We start from the raw sequence: 21005 nt of genomic DNA, 5'->3' as shown, positions 1-21005 counted from the left end.
GAATGTTCTATACCTACGTTTGGGGCTCTCATGGCGACCGTGGCGGGCCCATAACATTCACTAGCAGACAGAACCGCACACTGGCCATTCGCGGTTCGCAGGTAGGCGATCTTGCTTTTGGAGTGGTAAGCCGCAATCCCGTTGATCCCGAAGTGCATATCCCTGAAGAAATGAAGGGGCGCGTCCTCAGCGTCTGGCAGATCAGTCACGACACCGCTGATACATCGGAGTTCGGCCTAGAAGCCGTACACGCATGGGACAAGCAAAAAGACGGAAGTTACCGTTGGCCTTTTGCACTTCAACCGATACGCGCATGGATCATTCGAGATGGTCCCGAGTTTCGGGATTTAGCCGGATACACTGGCAACACCCATACACAACGCGCAATCACAACCATCCAGGAAGTCGATGAGGAGTTGGCCGCAAGTCTCAAAGATTTGTTGGTAACAAATGGCGAAGAGTTAGAGGTAATGACACCTCGCTACCAGTCGATGGCGGTTCGGCTGAACCAATTGCGTCAGAAGCACCCCTTTGCACTTAAGGGGTATAACGTGCAACCAAACGTGGAAGCAACAATCAGCATATATGTTGCGACACTGGGAAAAGGCGGTCGTGCTATCAAGATTGGTCACGCACAGGACGCGAGACAGCGCGTGAACGATTTCAATAAATTTCGTCTTTCAAACGAGCCGCAATGGGAGCTTCACACCAATCAGCCCATTGGGACGATTCTCGAAGCAATTGAAGTGGAGAAGTCTTTGGGTGAAACATTCGCCCGACACCGCACGGAGCAAAATAACAATGAAGTCTATGTCGGACTAAACCCGATGGACGTCCTCGCCAAGCTGGCAACAATCCGACGCCTTAATTAATTCGACAGATGCGCCGGTTCCAGCGACCATCCGGACTTTTTTGCATAAAATCTGTTTGCCCAATTCATGTAGGCAGAGTAAGGCAGTTTCCCCGGCGGGGGTAGCCGGATGGTACAAAAACTGGTACAAAGTCTCGCCTTACGACGCCGATTTCGCTTGTTTATCAATGTGCATGGTGCGCTTATGGTGCCTTTCCTGGGCACCATTCATTTAGAATGGTCTTCTGTATCAAGAAGATACGCCTTTTCAGAGTGTTGCGCTTGGCCGACTGTGTAACAACGGTGCGCAACAATGCTCTTCGCTTGGTCTGTCCGATGCGACGTAAAGGCTCCTCCAACGCTCACTTCGTGAAGCGTATCCAGCTGACATCCTGCCGAGAATGGTGGGCATGCGGCTGAGCATGCCTTTGGGCGCAGAGACGGCCTCATTCCTAATCACTGAGAAGACGGTTAGTGTTCGCTTCTCGCTCAGGACGTCCGATCCAGGCTGATGGGCCCGACCGGCGCGGGGTAAGAGCCAGCTCGCGCGCCGTATCTATGAGATGAAGCGCGTCAAACGACAGGTGAAGGGGCCTCTAGTCGAGGTCAATTGCGCGACCTTGAGGGGCGATGGGCAATGTCAGCCCTGTTCGGGCATCGCAAGGGGGCCTTCACCGGCGCGATCTCGGACCGTCCGGGCCTTCGCAGCGCCGATACGGGAATGTTGTTCCTGGACGAGATTGGCGAACTTGGGCTCGACGAGCAGGCGATGATCCTGCGGGCGATCGAGGAGAAGCGCTTCCTGCCGGTCGGGGCCGACACGGAGGTGGAGAGCGAATTCCAGCTGATCGCGGGCACCAACCGTGACCTCGCCGCCTGCGTGGCACAGCGCACCTTTCGTGAGGATCTCTACGCAAGGCTCAATCTGTGGACGTTTGCGCCTCCAGGCCTCGCCGACCGGCGCGAAGATATCGCACCGAACCTCGATTATGAACTCGATCGCTACGCCGAACGCGAGGGCGACCGTATCACCTTCAACAAGGAGGCCCGCCAGCGTTATCTGGCGTTCGCGACCAGCCCGGACGCACGCTGGGCCGGCAATTTTCGCGATCTCGCCGCCAGCGTCACGCGCATGGCCACCTTCAGCCCCAAGGGGCGGATCGACCTTGCCTGCGTCGACGCCGAGATCATTCGGCTCAAGCGGCTGTGGGGCAGCGAGAACGCCGCACAGTCGGATGATCTTTCGGAATTGCTCGCGGACGACATCATCGAAGCGCTTGATCCATTCGATCGAGTCCAGCTGGCGCATGTTGTGGCGACATGCCGGAGAAGCCAGTCTCTGTCGGACGCTGGACGCTCCCTGTTCTCGGCCCCGCGCCGACAGCGCACCTCCACCAACGATGCAGACCGCCTACGAAAGTACCTCGCCCGCTTCGGCCTGAACTGGGCCCAACTCCGGGAAACGGGTGAATGATTGCTGGCCAACACGGCCGGCAAGGTATGGGACACAGCCGTCCAAAAATCGAGAGGGCATACGCTGACGTGGCTCAACTTGGCGGGGGCAGTTTCGCCACGGCGAGATTCGTCCGGAAGCATTCCCGATGACGTAGTTCACATAGTGTAACAAGCTTTTCGGCAGGCATGTCTGAGTTCTTTTTCTTATCTGAATTTCGCTTGCGAACAAATTTAATGCACAAGGCTGATATTGCTCAGATGACGGCTCGTTGAGCGACGGAACAGACTTGCTTAAATTCTAGACAGCCGCCGCCCGAATTGCACATATTTCAGATATTCCTACAGCTTGATCATACCAGCGATGAATGATTGTCTGCGGTAACCACCGGGAGAGATCGGATCCCCCGGCGCCGAAGGAGCAACCACCCCGGAAACTCTCAGGCACAAAGGACCGGTGGTCGCGGGAAAAATCCGGAGAGTGATCGGGCAGCCGATCCGCCGAAGGAGCAAGCCGTTTCAGCGGTGAATCTCTCAGGCCGAACGACGGATGGGGTGCGAGGAAACGCCGTCGAGTAGAGGGCGATCGCATGATGTCGTCGTTCGAGAGGTCAGGATGATCTGAGTCTGAGGATCTGAGACGCGAAACCTGCCTGATATCGGGCCAGCGCTTTTCACAAGTCATCGAACTCACTGGCGCCGCCTTGCGGCGCAGAGCTTCGTATTGCCGGTCCAAATACATCTGTATGCAAGGAGATCCATATGAAGTTCACGAGCAAAATCGTTCTCGCGGCCGGCCTTGCGTCAGCATTACTGGGAAGCGTCGTGACTGCAGGAGCCGACACTCTTGCGACTGTGAAAGAGCGTGGCAAGCTGATCGTCGGCGTCAAGACGGACTATGTGCCGTTTGGCTATCTCGATCCTGCCGGCAAGATCGTCGGTCTCGAGCCGGATCTGGCGCGTGTCCTCGCCAAGAAGATCCTGGGCTCCGAGGATGCCGTCGAACTCGTTCCGGTTCTCAGCTCCAACCGGATGGAATTCCTGCAGGCCGGCCGCATAGATCTCATCCTGGCGACCCTCGGCTATACGGCCGAACGCGCCAAGGTCCTTGATTACACCGAGCCGTTCTACGCGGTGCCGGGCGCTTCGATCCTCGCACCGCCGACGACCAAGCTCTCGGGTTGGGAAGCGTTCCGCGGCAAGCCGGTGTGCGGCATCCAGGGCGCATTCTACAACAAGACGGTCACCGAGAAATTCGGCATCAAGCTCGTCAACTTCACGGCGATGCCGGAAGCCTACAAGGCGCTGCAGGACAATCGCTGTCTCGGCCTTGCGTTCGACGACATGACGCTGCGCAAGAAGCCGAACGAAGAAGGCTGGAAGGATTATTCGATCGTCGCAGAGCCCTATGAGAACGTTCCGCAGCCGGGCGGTGCACGCAAGAATGACGCGGCTTTTCTCGAAGCGGTCAACAAGGCGCTCATAGAAGCCGAGGCCGAGGGCGTCCTGATCGCGCTTCAGGAGAAGTACGACATCGCTCCGAGCGAATATCTCACCAAACGCGCCGAGGCGGCGAAGAAGAAAATCGGCAACTGATCCGTCTTACGGAAGGCCGCGCCTTCGCGGCCTCCGACAACGGCGAAAGAGCGACATGTTCGGTCTCGATTACTCCTGGCTTTCTGATCCGACCTATCAAAACTGGCTTCTGGTCGGTGTATGGACAACCATCAAGCTTGCATTTGTGTCGTCGCTCTTTGCGCTGATCATCGGAATAGCCTGCGCATTCCTGATGACCTTGAAAATTGCGCCTCTCAGCGCGGCGATCACCTTCTTTGTCGAGGTGTTCCGCAACACCCCGCCCCTGCTGCAGATGCTGTTCTTCTATTTCACGCTGTCGAGCATCGGCCTGTCGTACACAGACGCCGAAACCGGTGTGAAGATGCCGCTGCTCGATGCGTTCAGCTGCGGCGCGGTTTCGCTCAGCCTGTTCGGCGGCGCGCTGTGTATCGAGGCGTTCCGCTCCGGTCTTGAGGCGGTGCCAAGGACGACGCTCGAGGCCGCACGCAGTCTTGGATACGGTCGGTTCGCGCTCCTCCGCTCGATCCAGCTACCGATCGCATTTCGCGTCTGTCTCGCACCGCTGAGCAACATCCTCATCAATCAGTTCAAGACGACGTCTCAGGCGTCGATCATAGCGGTGCCTGAACTGATGTACGCCGCCGGCCAGATCTACAACGACACTTTCCGCACCTTCGAAGTGATGCTGCTCGTGCTCATCATTTACGTGAGCCTCGTCAGCCTGCTGGCGGCGGTGCTGCGGCGTAGCGAAGGCTGGATGTCCTATCCTGGATACGGAAACGCGTGATCGCCATGTCGAAATCCCGCGTTCTTACGATGCCCGCAATCCTGGGGCTCGCTGGCCTTGCTTTGGTTCTATGGGGCGCGTTCGACAACAGCGGCCGGTGGGCCGCCGTCGCCGGACGGCTTCCGCAGCTCCTGACGGGAAGCGTCGAAGGCTGGCCGATCCGCGGCGGTTTCGCCGCCAATATCTTCATCAGCATCGTCGGCATGGCCGCGGCCACTGCGCTCGGCGGCGCGTTGGGCATCCTCTCCATGGCACGTCTTGCGCCGCTTCGGCTGACGGCTTTGTTCATCGTCAACTTTCTGCGCAACTCGCCATGGCTCGTATTGCTGTTTGCGACGCTGTATCTGCTGCCGTTCAGCATCAGCCTGTTCGGCTGGACAGTGCCGCTGCCGCCGTTGGTCAAGGCCATCTTCGGTCTCAGTCTGCCGGTAGCCGCCAATCTGGCGGAAGTCGTGCGCGGGGCGGTGCAGTCCATCCATTCGGGACAGTGGGAATCCGCGCGTTCGCTCGGCTACACGCGCCTGCAAACCTATCGCTATGTCATCCTTCCCCAAGCCTACCGCCGCATGCTGCCCGGCTGGATGAACCTGTATGCGCTGCTGATGGTCGCGACCAGCCTGGCCACCGTGACGGGCGTGGAGGAAGTCGTGACGGTGCTCAAGAACATTCTCGCCGTCGAAAGCGAAAGCATCATTGTCCATTACTATCTGATTACGCTGCTGATGTTCTTTTTCTTCTGCTACCCAATCGCCACCGCCGCGCGAAAACTTGAAAGTTCGACAAGAGGTGACTCCCTGTGAGGAACGGTTCCGCGCTGATCGAGCTGGATTCGGTCGTGAAGAGTTTCGGGGCGCTGCGCGTTCTCGATGGCATCTCGTTGGAGGTGGAGAAAGGGCAGGCGGTCTGCATCATCGGCCCTTCAGGTTCGGGCAAATCGACGATCCTACGCTGCATCAACGGATTGCTGCCGGTCGACAGCGGCTATATCCGGGTGGGCAAGCATCGGGTTCATGACCTGCCCAACGAGCGGGCGATGCTGCCTCTGCGCCGTCAGGTCGCGATGGTCTTCCAGCAATACAATCTGTTCCCACACCGCACGGCGCTCGACAACATCATGATGGCGCCGGTCAAAGTGCTGGGTCAAAACAAGGACGAGGTGCGCGACAGAGCTGTCCGCCTACTCGCAAAGGTGCGGCTCGCCGGCAAGGAGAACAGCTATCCGGGTGAGTTGTCCGGCGGCCAGCAGCAGCGTGTCGCGATCGCGCGTGCGTTGGCCATGCAGCCGGAGATCATCCTGTTCGACGAGGTCACGGCGGCGCTCGATCCTGAGACCGTCAAGGAAGTGCTGAACACGATCCGCGAACTCGTCGATGATGGCCTGACCTGCATTCTGGTGACGCATGAAATGCGGTTCGCGCGCGAAGTCGCCGACCAGATTCTGTTCACCGACCGCGGGCGCATCCTTGAAAAGGGAGCACCGCGCGATCTCCTCGACAGCCCGCGCGAAGAACGCACGCGGGAATTTCTCAGCCAGGTTCTGTGAGCGCCGTCATGCCACACGATTCGATCTTTGCCACCGACTTCAAGGAAGCCCCCTATTGGTGGGACGCTGCGCCTCCCGAGGATGCGAAGGATGATCTTCCGAAATCCGCGGACGTCGTCGTCGTAGGGTCGGGTTATGCAGGCCTATCCGCTGCGGCGGAACTGGCGGCAGCCGGCCGTCATGTCGTGGTGCTTGATGGCGGCCCGCTTGGTTTCGGCGCCAGCACGCGCAGCGGTGGCATGGTGAGCAGCGCTCAGAAGCTCGTCGTCAGCGGCGCGATCAAGGGCGTTGCCAAGGAACTTGTCGAGCCGATGCTCGACAGCTCGGTCGAATGCTTCGACCACATCAAAACCTTGATCGAGCGCGAGAAGCTCGACGCCGATTTCATGCCTGTCGGACGGTTTTTCGGTGCCCATACGCCCGGCAAATATGCCGAATTGTGCGATATGGGCCGCATCCTTGAGGACAAGAACGGCGTTTCGCTGAGGATTGTCCCGAAAGCCGAACAACGTTCCGTCGTCGGAACTGACTATTTCCACGGCGGCATCGTCATCAACGATTACGCCGGTGTGCATCCCGCGAAGTACAACCGCGCTCTGCGCAACTATGCCCGCCGTTGCGGCGCCGAGCTTTACTCCCATGCGGCCGTGACCTCGATCGATCGCCAGACCGGGTTCTCTATCGTCAAGACGGAGCGCGGCGACCTCCGCGCCGAGGATGTCTTTGTCGCCACCAATGGCTATACGCGCCAGGCGACGCCCGCGCTCGCGCGACGCGTCATCCCCGTCAAGAGCTACCAGATAGCCACCGAGCCGCTCGACAAGGCGTTGATGGACGAGATGAACCCTGGGCGACGCATGGTGTCGGACACCCGCCGCGAGGTTATCTACACCCGCCCGTCGCCAGACGGCACGCGCATGCTGTTCGGCTGGCGTCCCGATCCCCGCGACATCGACGACATCGATGCCGCGGCCGGCCTTCTCAAAATGGCGCGCGAGGTCTGGCCGCAGCTTGGGGACAAGAAGATCTCCCATGTCTGGAGCGGGTATGTCGGCATGACGTTCGACAAGACGCCGCATATGGGCGAGATCGACGGCGTCCATTACGCCATGGGCTGCAACGGCAGCGGCGTCGCCATGATGACGTATCTGGGGCACCAGACGGCACTCAAGATCCTGCGGCGCCAGAACAAAAGGTGCGGATTTGACCGGCCGGATTTCCCGACCAACCCGCTCTACAACGGCAATCCGTGGTTCATCCCGATTATCAGCGGCTATTACCACGTCCGCGACCGACTCGACCGTCTGTTTGTAAAGGATTGACGCTCGGCCTGCGGGACCAAGCGCTTGTGTATCCATGACCGATCAATCGACGCTCATCGCCGCGGCGCGGCAGCATGAGGATACCCTCCTGCGCCACCGCATCGTCCTTTACGCCGGCGCGAATTATCCTTCCGCTGCCGTGCAGGCTGCATACGTCCCGGCTCTCAGCGCCATGCCAAGCATGGGACCAAGTTTCGCGAAGGAACAGCCGGGCGCTGAAATCGTCTCCGAGCTTGAAGTCGCCGTCCGGGAGCGCGCTTGCGCGATCTTCGGTGCCGCCTGGGCCGAGCCGCGGCTGCCCAGTGCGACGCTGGCCAATCTCGCGGTGTTTCAGGCCTTTGGTGCGCGCGGTGATCTTCTGCTCGCACCCGCGGCCGCGCATGGCGCCCATCTCAGCCAGCGCGGCGGCGGCACGCCCGACCTGGCCGGCCTTGCGACCGCCGACCTACCGTTTAACACCGAGACGCTTACGCTCGACACACCCGCAGCCGTCGCCCAGATAAAATCTTTCAGTCCAAAGCTGGTCATGCTCGGCCGCAGCGTGATGATCCAGCCCGATGACATCGCCCCTGTCGCCGCAGCCGCACGCAAGGTGGGTGCCCTAACGATCTTCGACGCCTCGCACATTTCCGGCCTGATCGCCGGCGGCACCTATCCAAATCCTTTGAAAGAGGGGGCCGACATTGTCACCACCTCGACCTATAAGACCATCGCCGGTGCCCCGCAGGGCCTCGTGTTCGGCGCGCATGAAGAGCATGGCCGAACGCTCGCTCAATTCCTTGATCGCGCCTTCCTCGCCAATTCCGATGCCGGCAAGCTGCCGCAGCTCCTCGTCGCCCTCGATGAGCTCACCGCCTCGGGCATCGACTACGCGCGCCGCGTCGTCGCCAACACTGCGTCTCTGGCCGACGCATTCGCCATGCGCGACTTTTTGGTGCGCGCAGCACGCAATGGTCGCCATACTCACCAATTGCTGATTCCCATCGCGCCCGGCGAAGATCTGGCCGCTTTGATCCGCAATCTTGAACGCTGCGGCATTGTCGTCGGCACCTGCAATGACATCGGGCGCCCTGGCGGCACTGCGCTGCGCGTCGGGACGCAATTCGTAACCCGTCAGGGCTTCACGGCCGCCGGAATGAAAATCATTGCCGGTTTGCTCGCCGATCTGCTGGTTGCCGCACCTGACGGCGTGCGCCTCAAACCGGCGTCCGATCGCCGATCTATCCTCGAGGATATAAACCGTATGCTTGCTGGCGTGAGCGCGACGCCATGACAGTTCCGTCCTTTTCATCGCGTATCACGGCGTGGACAATCGGCCTTGGCATCGTCGGCGGCTTGGCTGCATGGGCTGCGGATCTCCCTGCGCCCTGGCTGATGGGCCCGACCATCGTCGTCGCCATCGCCGCCGCCGCCGGGCTCCGCGCCGAGATCCCGATGGCACTCGAAACCGTGATGCTCATCCTGACCGGGCTGACCATCGGTTCCGGGGTGTCGCCGGAAGTGCTTCAGCTAATCCCACAATGGCCGATCTCGATCGCAGCCCTGATGATCGTTCTTGTGGCGATGGTGCTCGCCAGTTCGTTGTTTCTGCACCTCGCCGGCGGTTGGGACCGCAACACTGCGATTCTCGCGTCGGTGCCAGGCGTGCTGCCTTACGTGATGAGCCTTGCGGCCGACAAGGGCGCGGATATCCGCAAGGTGGCATTCGCGCAATCGCTCCGTGTCGTGCTCGTCGTCGCCGCTTTGCCATTGTTCTCCAGCGGCAACGAAGCTCTGCTGGCGAAGGCGCCAAATTTGATTTCCCATTCGGATCTCGCCCTTCTGCTCGCGGCCGGCATCGCCGGTGCGCTGCTGTTCCGCGGCCTTAAGGTCTCCGGGGGCCTGCTGCTTGGGGCGCTGACCGCGAGCGTGCTTCTGTTCGGCTCAGGCAGTGTGCGGGGTGAAATTCCCGAATGGATCGTCATTCCGGTCACGATTCTCCTCGGCTGTTGGGTCGGCAGCCGTTTCGATGGGCTCGCTTTTCGCAGCATCGGCCGGATTTTTATTCTGTCGTTGATGGCACTGGCGATCATGATGGTTGTCGCGTGGGGCGGGGCATGGGCGACGGCGACACTCACCGGCCTGCCGATCAATCAGGTCCTGCTCGGATTTGCGCCTGGCGCGGTCGAGATCACCGCGCTACTGGCTTTCCTCTTCGGCGTCGACCCAGCCTTTGTCGCCGCTCATCAAGTCATACGATTTGTGGCGCTTACAATCCTTTTGCCCGTGCTTGTCAAAAGCCGACAATGAGTCGGCTCCCCAAACATCCGGCTTTTTTGACAAATGGGCCGCCCTGACCTTTCGTGCTCTTTAGAATTGTATAATTGTAATTCTGTAATTTTGGATTATCCAATACTCAAGCCATAGCCTGGATCTAATCTAAATAATTATTCTTGCTCTCGAATTTCGATCAAATTAAAGACTGCGAGCTCAAAGTGAGTTATTCGCGTGCGTGCCCTCGACCTTCAATCTCTGTTTATTTCCCATAAGGAAAAGCTGGGTCGATTCTTAAAACGACGTGGCTGCTCTGAGGATACCGCGGCCGATCTTGCTCAAGATGCCTTTGCCCGAATGTTGCGGCAGTCGGCCGATGTCGCGATCGAAAACCCGTCATCCTATCTGTTCAGAATAGCCGCGAATCTCGTCACTGACCTGAACAGGCGGGAGCGGCTGGTCGATTACATTGCCGATCCCGATCCGGCGATTGCGGCGTTGGTGGATGATGCGCCTGCTCCGTTGCGGATCGTCGAAGGCCGGGAGCAGATAAGGCTTCTGGAAACCGCGCTCGCGGAATTGCCAGACCGATGCCGTCGCATCTTTATCCTGAGCCGTGTGCAGAATGTACCGCATCGCAAGATCGCGAGCATTTTCGGTGTCACGACCCGCACGGTCGAAAACGAAATCGCGCGGGCACTGAAGCATTGTGCGGCCCGTCTTCACGAGAATTCGGATATCGTTTCGGACTGACGATCTGGAATCGTCTTAATCAAGTGAGCCCCGCGCCCGCTGGTGCACGAAACGCAACGAAGATCGACCCATCTGTGCCTGAGGATATCAAGAGCGAAGCGATGTCCTGGGTCGTCCGGATCAAATCCGGCGAGGCGACACGCATGGACGCACACCGTCTCAGCGCATGGCGCGCGCAGAGTTCTGCGCATGAAGAGGCTTTTCGTGAGGCGGCTGATCTGTGGCGCAAGATGGGAGCACCCGCTGCGGCAACCGCGGAATTCTCAGGCGGCATCGGTCGTCGTGGGTTCCTGACAAGCGCGGCCGCCGCCGGCGTTGCAGGCCTCGTGTTCGGCGGCAGCGAACTGGGTTTCTGGCCGGGTATCAGCGAATGGATGGTCGATCACAGGACAGGCGTCGGAGAGCAGCGGACGATCACCTTGGCCGATGGCATTCAGGCTGAGCTCAACACCCGCACTGGCCTGTCGGTCGAAAAGAATGCTCAAGTCACGCGCATATCCCTTGTTTATGGAGAAGCGGCCTTTCGCTTCGCGACGCCAAGTTGTCCCCTTGAAGTTCGGGCTGGCACGGGCACGGTGCGCGCTTCCACCGACGCTTTGTTCACCGCCCGGGTGTCCGACGGACCGACACAGATCACCTGTCTCGAGGGAGAAGTCGAAACTGTCGGGATGCCACGGATCACGCTCATGCCGGGGCAGCAGACCATCGTGGCCGCGACCGGATTCGAGCGTCCTGCTGCCGTCAACGCGGATTCCGTTTCCGCCTGGCGCCAAGGCATGCTCGTTTTCGAGGACCGGTCGCTGGAGGACGTTGTGGCGGAGCTAAACCGCTACCGCCAAGGCCGCATTTTCCTGACCGCGTCCAATCCGCGTCGCGTCAACGGGATCTTCCATCTCGCCCGCCCGGACGAGGCGTTGGCGCACTTTGCCCACACGTTTGGCCTGAACCTCACCAGGCTGCCCGGTGGAATCGTCCTTCTCGGATGAAATAAATCCGACCTGCCTTTCGGCTTTGCGATCGCGCTTCGTCTTCATCATCGGGAGCCTGTCGAACTTGATAGGCCGGGCCGGTGTGGGAGAAGGTTATGCACCTGGGGGCAGCGAAGGGTCTTGGAGGGAAAATTGCCGGAGCGCGTTTTCTCGCGACCCTGATGGTCGGCACAGCCATAATGCCGTGGCAGATCGCACCGCTTCACGCTCAGGAGCGAAGTGCCCCCATGACGTTCTCGATACCCGCACAAACGCTGGCCGGCGCCCTGAACGCCTTTGGCTCGGCAGCGGGCGTGCAAGTCATTTATGACGCCTCTCTGGCAGTTGGAAAACGCTCTCCCGGAATCTCAGGTCGCCACACACCCGAGCAGGCTCTTTCGGCACTCGTTGCCGGAACCGGACTGTCTGCCTATTTCACCGCCGCGCGAACCGCCTCAATTATCGATCCGCGCGCATTCTCTGCGGGAGCGGATGCTGCCGTTGATGGCGACGTCATCCAGCTCGAGACCATTGAAGTCGGCTCAGGCGGAGGAGGCCCCGTCGCCGCTGCCGATGCGCCTTATGAAAGCCCTGGATCGCCCGCCTATGTCTCGGAAGCGCAACTCGACCGCGTGCGCACGGGTGCGCCGAGCGATCTGTTCAAATCGACGGCGGGTGTCATCTCGGCGAGCGGCCGCTCGAACCAGGCTTTAAACGTCAACATTCGCGGCATGCAGGGGCAGAACCGCGTCAATACGAGCGTTGACGGAACCACACAGAGCTTCTCGACCTATCGGGGCTATGCGGGCGTCGACAACCGTACCTTCGTCGATCCTGACTTCATTGCCGGCATCGCGATCGACAAGGGGCCAAAAGTCGGCGCCGACGGCGCCGGTTACAATGGGGGCGTGTTGAACATGCGCACGCTGAATGCCGACGACATCGTCAAGGACGGCAAGCAATGGGGCGTCCGTCTCAAGGGCGACATCGGCGACAACACGCGCGAGCCAGTCATCGGCGCGAACGTGATGAGGGCCGAACCCGCCGACCTGTTCGATTTCGAGAGCGGTTCGGGCAATGTGGTCGGCGCGCTGTCGTTCGACAATTTCGAGCTGCTTGCAGCTTTCGGACGACGCAAGGCTGGAAACTACTTTGCGGGCACCGAAGGCGATGCCGGTTTCTTCCAGCCCTCGTCGGGAGGCAGCGCTCTTCGCCCGCTCGACCAGGCCTATATTCGCGGCGGCGAAGTATTCAACACCTCGTCCGATACCACCTCAGGCATGGTCAAAACCGCGTTCAAGAACGAGGATCATCGCGTCGAGTTTGGCTATTCCTATTACGATAGCGAGTTCGGTGACACGTTGTATGGGGACGTGCGCGGTACCACGACGACGCAGCGTCAGAAACCGCTGAACCATGTGGAAGTGAACACCTATCGTTCGAGTTACACGTTCAACCCCGGAGATTCCGGTCTCTGGGATCTGAAGGTCAATGCCTGGAAAACAGACGCGACGGAAACGCAATATTCGCGTCTTGGTACATCAAATGCGTCCCGCGCGGACAACGAGACCGACATGTTCGGTTTCGACCTGTCGAACACCTCGCGATTCGACACCGCGTTCGGTGATATCGCGTGGGTCTATGGCTATTCACACGCGAAAGAGGAAACCGCGCCAATCGACGGTCCCGCGACGACCATTCTCGGGGTCGACGGGCAGCGGCAGGTCGACAGTGTATTCACGTCCGTCAACTACAAGCCGACCGATTGGCTGGTGCTGAATGTGGGTGTGAGCCACGTCTGGTTCGACCTTTATGGCGCATACAATCCCGGTGCATATCCTGTCGATCCCGTGACGTTCGATCCCGTGACCGATATCGACCTCGATGGCTCGGGGACCACGCCCGTTGCCAGCGTAACGGTCGAGCCGTGGGCCGGACTTCAATTGTTTGCGAAATACGCGGAAGGTTATCGCCCGCCCAGCATTCGTGAACTTGCCAATCCGATCATCGCGGTGGTCAACCGCAATCTGAAGCCCGAACAGGCAACGACCTGGGAATTCGGCGTCAATGTTGCGCGCGACGCGCTGCTGACGGAGCGCGACAGCCTGCGGGTGAAGCTCGCTTACTTCGACAACACGTATGACGATTACATCATCCGTGGTGCCGGTGATCTCGGGGTCGGCCTGATCGAGAACGCCGACGGAGCATGGTTCTCCGGCTTCGAGATCCAGGCGAACTATGATGCACGGTTCCTGTTCGTCGAAAGCGCCTTCACGTATTACGACGAAGCAAGGATCGGCTGCCCGGCAAACGTCGCCGCAAACGACTGCGATGGCGGTGCTTACTTCTTTGATTATTCCATGTTCCACATCCCGCCGGAATGGACTCTGTCGACGACAATCGGCGTTCGGTTGCTGGACGAGAGGCTGACCTTCGGCACCCGGATCAACCATGCGAGTGAGCGCAAAGGCGGTCGGCCCGAGGGCAATCGCTCGTCTTGGTGGAATTCCTACACGATCGCGGATTTCTTCGCTTCATATGCGATCAAAGATGCGATCACGCTCAACGCCAGCGTCGAGAATGTTACGGACCGCTTTTACATGGACGCCCTGAATGTGACGCCCATGCCAGCGCCGGGTCGCACGGTTCGCTTTGGTATGACCGCCCAGTTTTAAATTCGCTGGCCCGATAATAGGCGTTCTGAAAAAGCTTTTCGTTCAGAGCGCCGCTTCACACGCACGGTTCACGTGGCGCAACTTGCGGCGGTTGGTGACTCGCGCGTCGAGAGGTGTCGGCGCCCCTGCCCCAGCGAGTAGCGGACACGCGCGACGCCACTTCACAGAGAAGTTTGAGGAACGTTCTTGGCACCTCCCGGCCCCCTCGTTAGTTAGGAACCTGTACTTCCGTCACGGCAGCCAGGATTCCCTATGTAATGAGCGTCTGGCTGAAGGCTGCCCACATCTGTGCGTTGCTCATCTGGTGCGGAGGCCTTCTTGTGCTCCCGAGCCTGTTCGCGCTGCGGGGCAAGCATCCAGCCGGGCCCGATCTCTGGCGGCTGCAGAGGTTCGTGCGCTTCAGCTACACCTATGTCATCTCGCCAGCCGCCTTCATCGCGGTGGGCACCGGTACCGCTCTCATCTTCGTGCAGTCGGTGTTCACGCCGTGGTTTGCCCTGAAGCTGTTCGTCGTGGGGCTTCTGGCCTTGCTCCACGTTCGCCATGGCTTCGTCATCCTGCGGGTCTTTGACGACGACAACGGCTATTCGCTGGCCCGGAACGTGGTGGCCACGGGCCTGACGACGGCTGTGGTTTCTGCCATCCTCTTCCTGGTGCTTGCCAAGCCCGTTCTCGACATCAACGCCCTTCCGGAGGCGATGCACACACCGGGTGCGCTTCAGTCATTGTTCGAAACCATGATCCCGATCCCATGATCGAAGACGAGCTTGCCGCCATGCCAGCCTGCGATACCGACGAAGATCGTCGCGAGCGCGGAGAGCATCAAGCCCATCGGGAGCACGGCCGCCTCATGGTCTTCCAGGCGGTAGCCCCAATTGAGGCCGGCGATCGACAGCAGCATCATGGCGGCCACGGCATGCGTCCAGCTGGCCGAGCGCTTGCGGATGCCCGCGACCAGGAGAATCTCGGCCGTTCCGGAAAGGCCGGCGATGATGCCGAGGAAGAAGGCAAAGCCGCTCGACCACAGCGCCACGCGCGTCCAGAAGGGATCGGCCGTCCACCAGTAGAAGAGATCGCAGCCGAACGTCGCCATGACCAGCGCGATGGGGAAGGACACCGACATCGCATGGATGGGATGTCCGGCAACCGCCACCACCGAGTTCGTGTCGTGCTGGGTGACTTCCTCGATGACGGGGTTGGTGTCGGCCATGCTGGGTCTCGCTGGATGTTCGGCTTCGCGGGCCGAACGCCCGAGCGGGCGTTTTGGTTCAGGCCGGTCGGCACGGGTTTCGCGGCACTGGCGCTTGCCGGCTGCGGCGGACCGTTGTCGACGCTCGATCCCGCCGGGCCGGCGGCGACGGCCATCGCGGACCTCTGGTGGGTGATGCTGGTCGGGGCAGCCATTGTCTCGCTTATCGTCTTTGCGCTTGTCGCGGCCGCCTTCCTGCCCTCGCGCCCGCTGGCCCGCGTGCCCTCGTCGCACTGGCCGTTCTGGGGAGGAGTGGCGTTCCCCGCGGTCGTGCTCTCGGCCCTTCTGGTCTTCGCCCTGCTCCAGGGCGACCGTCTGCGACCGCAGGCGGCCGAAGATGCGCTCGAAATCCATGGCACCGCGCGGATGTGGCAGTGGGAGTTCAACGCACCGGGGGCGTCTTCCTCACAACAGAACGTACTGCGCATCCCCGCCGGGCGGCCGGTCGATCTCCATGTCACGAGCGCCGATGTGATCCACAGCTTCTGGATACCGCGCCTCGGCGGCAAGATGGACGCCATACCCGGCCACACCAATGTCGTCAGGCTGATGGCGGATCGGCCGGGCACCTATCGCGGCGTCTGCGCGGAGTTCTGCGGCACAGGCCATTCCACCATGTTCCTCACCGTGGAAGCGGTTGCGGCAGAGAGCTTCGATGCGCCCGATGCCACCGCACAGACCGGCGTGACACCGTGAGCGCGCCGCAATCGCCCATCGCGCTGCACAAGGCGCTGTCGGCCATCTGGGACACGCCGCCCGGATGGGGACGGCTCTCCGCCGTCAACCACACGGTGATCGGCCGCCGCTTCATCATCGCGGCCTCGATCTTCTTCGCCATCGGCGGCGTGCTGTCCATGCTGATCCGGGCGCAGCTCGCCACCTCGAACAGCGCCTTTATCGGGCCGGAGATCTACAACCAGATCTTCACCATGCATGGCACGATCATGATGTTCCTGTTCGCCATCCCCATGTTCGAGGGGCTGGCGATCTACCTGTTGCCCAAGATGCTGGGCGCGCGGGACATGGCGTTCCCTCGCCTCAGCGCCTACGGCTTCTGGTGCTACATCTTCGGCGGGTCGATCCTGATCATCGCCCTGTTCGCAGGCGCGGCGCCGAACGGGGGCTGGTTCATGTACACGCCGCTGTCGTCCGGCACCTACACACCGGGCATCAACTCGGATGTCTGGCTGCTCGGCATCACCTTCGTCGAGATCTCCGCCATAGGCGCGGCCGTTGAGATCGTCGTCACCGTGCTGAAGATGCGCGCGCCGGGCATGACGCTGGCCCGCATGCCCATCTTCGCCTGGTACATGCTGGTCACGGCCATGATGATGCTGGTGGGCTTTCCGCCGCTCATCCTCGGCTCCATCCTGCTCGAGGTGGAGCGCGCGTTCGACTGGCCGTTCTTCGACCCGAACCGTGGCGGCGATCCGCTGCTGTGGCAGCACCTGTTCTGGCTGTTCGGCCACCCCGAAGTCTACATCATCTTCCTGCCGGCGGCGGGCCTGATCTCCACCATGATCCCGGTGCTCGCCCGCCATCCGCTGACGGGATACAGCTGGATCGTCGTCAGCATCATCGCCATGGGTTTCCTCAGCTTCGGGCTGTGGGTGCACCACATGTTTACGACCGGCATCCCGCATCTGGCACTGGGGTTCTTCTCGGCCGCGAGCATGCTGGTAGCCATCCCGACCGGCGTGCAGATCTTCTCCTGGATCGCGACCATGCTGGCCGGCCGGCCGCAGCTGAAGCTGCCCATGCTGTTCCTGTGCGGCTTCTTCTTCGTCTTCGTGCTGGGCGGACTGACCGGCGTGATGGTGGCCGTGGTGCCATTCGACTGGCAAGCGCACGACACCTATTTCGTGGTGGCGCACCTGCATTACGTGCTGGTCGGCGGGTTCGTTTTCCCCATCCTGGCCGCCGCTTATTTCTGGCTGCCGCACTTCACCGGCCGCACGACCGTGTACCGGCTGGGCTATTTTTCCTTTGCCCTGATCTTCACCGGCTTCAACCTCACCTTCTTTCTGATGCACCTGACGGGTCTCAGGGGCATGCCACGCCGCATCAGCAGCTATCCCGCCGAACATGGCTGGGACATGCTGAACCTGCTGTCCTCCTTCGGCGGCTTCGTGCTGGCCATGGGCTTTGCCCTGTTCGCCATTGACGTGCTGCTCCAGACCCGTTTCGGACCGCGCAGCCCGCGCGATCCGTGGAAGGCGGAGACCCTGGAATGGGCGACCCCCACGCCGCCGCCGAGCTACAGCATCGCCTCCCTGCCGCAGGTTGCGACCCGGGAGCCCTTGCACGCTGACCCCGATCTTCCGCGCCGCATGGCAGCGGGCGGGGGCTATCTGCCCTTTGCCCGCAATGGCTGGATGGAAACCCTAGGCACCGGAACCGTGAGTGCCGAGGTGCAGCAGGTCATCGTGCTGCCCAACACCACCTTCCTGCCCCTTTGGAGCGCGCTCGCCACCGGCGTGGTGTTCGTGTCCCTTCTCTTCAAGCAGTACTGGCTGACGCCGCTGGGTGCCTTGACCGTCCTCGTCCTGCTGCTGGCCTGGACGCGCAGCGGCGAACAACGGGAGCACGGGCTACTCGATATCGGCCTTGGCCAGAAGGCTCCGCATCACGCGGAATCCGGAGATGCGCCATCGCTCTGGGCGATGATCTTCGTGCTCGTTGCCGACAGCACGCTCTTCGTCAGCCTTCTGTTCTCCTTCCTGTTCCTCGTGGTCTCCGCTCCCGGCTGGCCGCCTCTGGAGATGATCGAGAGCGGCGGGTTGCCGGCGCTGGCCACCGCGCTCGCGCTTGTGGCCGCGGGCATCGCCGCGGCACGCGCGCCGCTTGTGGTTGGGAACGGAGGGCGACCCCTGTTCTGGTCCGCCCTTTCGGCCGCGAGCAGCCTTCTTGCCGTGGCGGGGCTCGCATCATTGGCCTGGGTGTCCTTGCCTGATCCCACGGCTCACGCCTACGCCGCAACAAGCGGGAGCTTGCTGGCCTATGCCGGCTTCCATGCCGGCCTGGGCGTGGTCCTCGGCGGCTTCTGCGTCTACCGCATCCTCAACGGCTTCGTGTCCACACGCCGGACCTCCGACCTGCGCATCGCCGCGCTCTGGCAGCTTCATGCGGCCTTCGCAGGCACATTGTCCCTGATCGTGCTCTACCTTCTCCCGGCGGCGCTGCGATGAGGGGCGCGCGTGCCTCCGATCTTCTCCTGGCGATCAGCGGCTTCGTTGTCTGGAGCGCTGCGTTCTCCGCAATTTATGGCGCGTTTTCGCTCGGCTGCTGGTTGGGCTGGGATCGCCTCCCCTTCGGGCCGACCTCCATACAGAAGATCACGACCGCGACCGTCTGGCTGGCCTTCATCGTGCTGGGCAGCCTGGTGGTCTGGCTGGCGAGGCGACGGGCACGGCAGGGTCTCGAGCCCGTGGCTCCGTTTCTCGGCGTGCTGCTGCCTTCCACCAACCTTGCCGCTCTCGCGGCTACGATCGTCACCGGTCTTCCCATACTTCTCGCGTCAAGCTGCTCCTAGCGGCAGGTCATTGATCACGGACGCCGCGCCCGGTCTCTGGGCCGCTCGGCAATAAAAAAGACGTGAGCGCGGGCGACCGCCCCGCCTCTGCAACGTTTGCCCTGAACAGCCCGCTGCACCCGACGACAGCGGGAGTGGAGGTTGAATGAGAGAACAGGGCAGAAGCGGGCCGGTCGTGGTCGTCACCGGCGCATCGGCAGGCGTAGGTCGTGCAGTGGTACGGGCCTATGCGGCTCAAGGCGCCTGTATCGGCTTGATCGCGCGGGGGCGCGACGGGCTGGAAGGCGCCGCGCGTGATGTGAGGTCGGCAGGTGGCGAGGCCCTGATCCTGCCGTTGGACGTGCAGATGCCAATGCGCTGGACGATGCGGCCTCCAAGGTGGAGGAGCGGTTCGGCTCCATCGATATCTGGATCAATTGCGCCTTCGCCGGCGTCCTGATGCGCTTCATGGACATGTCCATGGATGATTTCCGCCGTGTCACGGACGTGACTTATTACGGGCAGGTCTACGGAACCCGCTCGGCGCTAAAGCGCATGCTGCCGCGCAATCACGGCACCATCGTCCTCGTGGGCTCGGCACTGGCGTATCGCGGGATACCGCTCCAGTCGGCCTATTGCGGAGCAAAGCACGCGCTCCAGGGCTTTCATGACTCCGTCCGGTCCGAACTCATTCACGCCAAGAGCAATGTCCACATTTCCATGGTCCAGCTGCCAGGGGTGAACACCCCCCAGTTCAACTGGATACGCACCAATCTGCCGAACAAGGCCCAGCCGGCGAGCCCTCCTTTCCAGCCCGAGATTGCTGCGCGTGCGATCACCTTCGCAGCATCAAGCCGCAGGAAAGAGGTGGTGGTCGGCTTCCCCGCGTTGCAGGCGATCTGGGGCGACCATCTGGCATCGCCGCTGCTCGACCATCACCTCGCAGCGACGGCGGTGTCGGGTCAGCAGGCGAGTGAGCCACGCGCCCCCGGATACCGCGACAATCTCTATGAGCCCGTTCCGGGAGATCACGGTGCCCATGGCCGCTTCGACGCGCAATCGCATACGTGGAGCCCACATCTTTGGGCGACGATGAATCGGGGGACACTCTTCGCGGCGGCCCTGGGATTCGGCGCCGCGGCTCTCGCTGTCGGCTTGCAACGCAGCACGAAGAAACGATCACGTCGGTCGCTCGCGTCGCCATGAGCTGGTGCCGGCGTGAGGTCGAAATCAACGAGGCTTTGGCAAATGCCTTGATCCGACGACCTGGTGGCGTGGGGACGCTTTAGAGCTTGTCGCCCCTCCGTTCGCATAGCTGGAGCCCGATGTTTGGCGGCCAAATGCCTTTTGGTTGAAGCACATCCGAGCATTCGGCAGACGGAAGTTTGGAAAACCTATAAATCATTGATGTTGCGAGCTTATTAGTCAGTCGGTAGACCCTACGCTCGGCGGCATACAATGCCGATGTATGGTCTTTTCAATGGATTCCGCAGTCACCCCTCAGTCGATGGCCCAGTCTCTTGCCGAGATCGCCGACGCGCATGGCCGGGAACTGCGTGTGTTCGCTCGGAACAAGGTCGGCAGCGGCGCAGCGGCGGAGGATCTCGTGCAGGAAGCCTTCCTGCGGCTGGCCGACGCCTGCGACGTCGAAATCCGCAATCCCCGCGCCTTCCTCTACCGCATCATCACAAACCTTGCCGTCGATTTCCGGCGGCGCGAGGCACGCGATCGCGTGCGGGTCCTGCCGCTCGGCGATGCCGGTCTGGCGGCCGCCGATCAAGTCGATGCGGAAACGGGGCTGATCGCTCGCCAGCGTCTCGAGCGCCTGAAACAGGTGGTGGACCATCTGCCACCACGTTGCCGGGAATGCTTCGTGCTGCGCCGGTTCGAGGATGTCGCGCCGGACGAGATAGCCCGGCGGATGGGCATCAGCCGCAACATGGTTGAAAAGCACTTGCGCTACGCGACTGTCCAGTGCGCCCAGGCTTTGCGCCGCGGCGATCTTTAATTCGCGAACGACCCAGTCTTCACAGGGCTCCCGTCGTCCTATTGGCGATGAAAATC

The 21005-nt window shown here is 61.4% G+C and carries 17 protein-coding genes, 2 pseudogenes and 1 riboswitch; of the genes and pseudogenes, 18 read left to right on the top strand and 1 reads right to left on the bottom strand.

What is annotated here, in order from left to right:
- Window positions 1-2 precede the first annotated feature (2 nt).
- The 13 genes and pseudogenes from ACQ6S1_RS11635 to ACQ6S1_RS11575 all read left to right on the top strand — a co-directional run bounded on the left by ACQ6S1_RS11635 (window position 3) and on the right by ACQ6S1_RS11575 (window position 14936).
- Window positions 3-872 (top strand): GIY-YIG nuclease family protein, encoded by an 870-nt coding sequence (locus ACQ6S1_RS11635; RefSeq protein WP_445041384.1) that lies wholly within the window; start codon window positions 3-5, stop codon window positions 870-872.
- Window positions 873-1358: 486 nt separating this feature from the next.
- Window positions 1359-2324: pseudogene (locus ACQ6S1_RS11630) on the top strand (sigma 54-interacting transcriptional regulator); the annotation flags it as partial.
- A gap of 357 nt (window positions 2325-2681) precedes the next feature.
- Window positions 2682-2769: riboswitch (glycine riboswitch) on the top strand.
- A gap of 295 nt (window positions 2770-3064) precedes the next feature.
- Window positions 3065-3898 carry a transporter substrate-binding domain-containing protein gene (locus tag ACQ6S1_RS11625; RefSeq protein WP_445041383.1) on the top strand — a complete coding sequence of 278 codons (834 nt, stop codon included), beginning with the start codon at window positions 3065-3067 and terminating at the stop codon, window positions 3896-3898.
- Window positions 3899-3953: 55 nt separating this feature from the next.
- The gene (locus ACQ6S1_RS11620; RefSeq protein WP_445041382.1) at window positions 3954-4667 is read left to right on the top strand and encodes an amino acid ABC transporter permease; all 714 of its coding nucleotides are present in this window, start codon (window positions 3954-3956) and stop codon (window positions 4665-4667) included.
- A gap of 5 nt (window positions 4668-4672) precedes the next feature.
- Window positions 4673-5467: an ABC transporter permease subunit gene (locus ACQ6S1_RS11615; RefSeq protein WP_445042007.1), complete on the top strand. Its 795-nt coding sequence runs from the start codon at window positions 4673-4675 to the stop codon at window positions 5465-5467.
- Window positions 5464-6210: an amino acid ABC transporter ATP-binding protein gene (locus ACQ6S1_RS11610; RefSeq protein WP_445041381.1), complete on the top strand. Its 747-nt coding sequence runs from the start codon at window positions 5464-5466 to the stop codon at window positions 6208-6210. Before ACQ6S1_RS11615 ends, ACQ6S1_RS11610 begins: the two co-directional genes overlap by 4 nt.
- Window positions 6211-6218: 8 nt before the next feature.
- Window positions 6219-7532: an NAD(P)/FAD-dependent oxidoreductase gene (locus ACQ6S1_RS11605; RefSeq protein WP_445041380.1), complete on the top strand. Its 1314-nt coding sequence runs from the start codon at window positions 6219-6221 to the stop codon at window positions 7530-7532.
- Window positions 7533-7566: 34 nt separating this feature from the next.
- On the top strand, window positions 7567-8805 hold the full coding sequence (locus tag ACQ6S1_RS11600; protein WP_445041379.1) for a glycine hydroxymethyltransferase: 1239 nt from the start codon (window positions 7567-7569) through the stop codon (window positions 8803-8805).
- Entirely contained in the window at window positions 8802-9821 is a 1020-nt protein-coding gene (locus ACQ6S1_RS11595) for an AbrB family transcriptional regulator (protein WP_445041378.1), read from the top strand. The genes ACQ6S1_RS11600 and ACQ6S1_RS11595 overlap by 4 nt, the downstream gene beginning before the upstream one ends.
- A 198-nt stretch (window positions 9822-10019) precedes the next feature.
- Window positions 10020-10538, top strand: a complete 519-nt coding sequence (locus ACQ6S1_RS11590) for an RNA polymerase sigma factor (protein WP_445041377.1) — start codon at window positions 10020-10022, stop codon at window positions 10536-10538.
- 101 nt (window positions 10539-10639) lie between these two features.
- Window positions 10640-11524, top strand: coding sequence for a FecR family protein (locus tag ACQ6S1_RS11585; protein WP_445041376.1), 885 nt, complete (start codon window positions 10640-10642; stop codon window positions 11522-11524).
- A 230-nt stretch (window positions 11525-11754) separates the two neighbouring features.
- On the top strand, window positions 11755-14181 hold the full coding sequence (locus ACQ6S1_RS11580) for a TonB-dependent receptor (protein WP_445041375.1): 2427 nt from the start codon (window positions 11755-11757) through the stop codon (window positions 14179-14181).
- 257 nt (window positions 14182-14438) lie between these two features.
- Complete coding sequence (locus ACQ6S1_RS11575) at window positions 14439-14936, top strand: CopD family protein (protein WP_445041374.1); 498 nt, start codon at window positions 14439-14441, stop codon at window positions 14934-14936.
- On the opposite strand, the gene ACQ6S1_RS11570 is transcribed toward ACQ6S1_RS11575, so the two are convergent.
- Window positions 14900-15391, bottom strand: a complete 492-nt coding sequence (locus ACQ6S1_RS11570; RefSeq protein WP_445041373.1) for a DUF2231 domain-containing protein — start codon at window positions 15389-15391, stop codon at window positions 14900-14902. The two genes, ACQ6S1_RS11575 and ACQ6S1_RS11570, sit on opposite strands and share 37 nt — an antisense overlap.
- A gap of 15 nt (window positions 15392-15406) precedes the next feature.
- Here ACQ6S1_RS11570 and coxB point away from each other — a divergent pair, with 15 nt between their 5' ends.
- The 5 genes and pseudogenes from coxB (at window position 15407) to ACQ6S1_RS11545 (ending at window position 20949) form a co-directional block, all read left to right on the top strand.
- A complete protein-coding gene (gene coxB, locus ACQ6S1_RS11565) occupies window positions 15407-16126 on the top strand; it encodes a cytochrome c oxidase subunit II (RefSeq protein WP_445041372.1) in 720 nt (239 codons plus the stop codon).
- Window positions 16123-18618 (top strand): cytochrome c oxidase subunit I, encoded by a 2496-nt coding sequence (gene ctaD / locus ACQ6S1_RS11560; protein WP_445041371.1) that lies wholly within the window; start codon window positions 16123-16125, stop codon window positions 18616-18618. Before coxB ends, ctaD begins: the two co-directional genes overlap by 4 nt.
- On the top strand, window positions 18615-18962 hold the full coding sequence (locus ACQ6S1_RS11555) for a hypothetical protein (protein ID WP_445041370.1): 348 nt from the start codon (window positions 18615-18617) through the stop codon (window positions 18960-18962). Before ctaD ends, ACQ6S1_RS11555 begins: the two co-directional genes overlap by 4 nt.
- A 145-nt stretch (window positions 18963-19107) precedes the next feature.
- A pseudogene (locus ACQ6S1_RS11550) lies at window positions 19108-20147 on the top strand (SDR family oxidoreductase).
- Between the two features lie 274 nt (window positions 20148-20421).
- The gene (locus tag ACQ6S1_RS11545) at window positions 20422-20949 is read left to right on the top strand and encodes an RNA polymerase sigma factor (RefSeq protein WP_445041369.1); all 528 of its coding nucleotides are present in this window, start codon (window positions 20422-20424) and stop codon (window positions 20947-20949) included.
- Window positions 20950-21005: the final 56 nt, after the last annotated feature.

The organism is Terrihabitans aquatilis (genome assembly GCF_052542005.1).
This window is presented reverse-complemented; position numbering and strand designations above follow the sequence as displayed.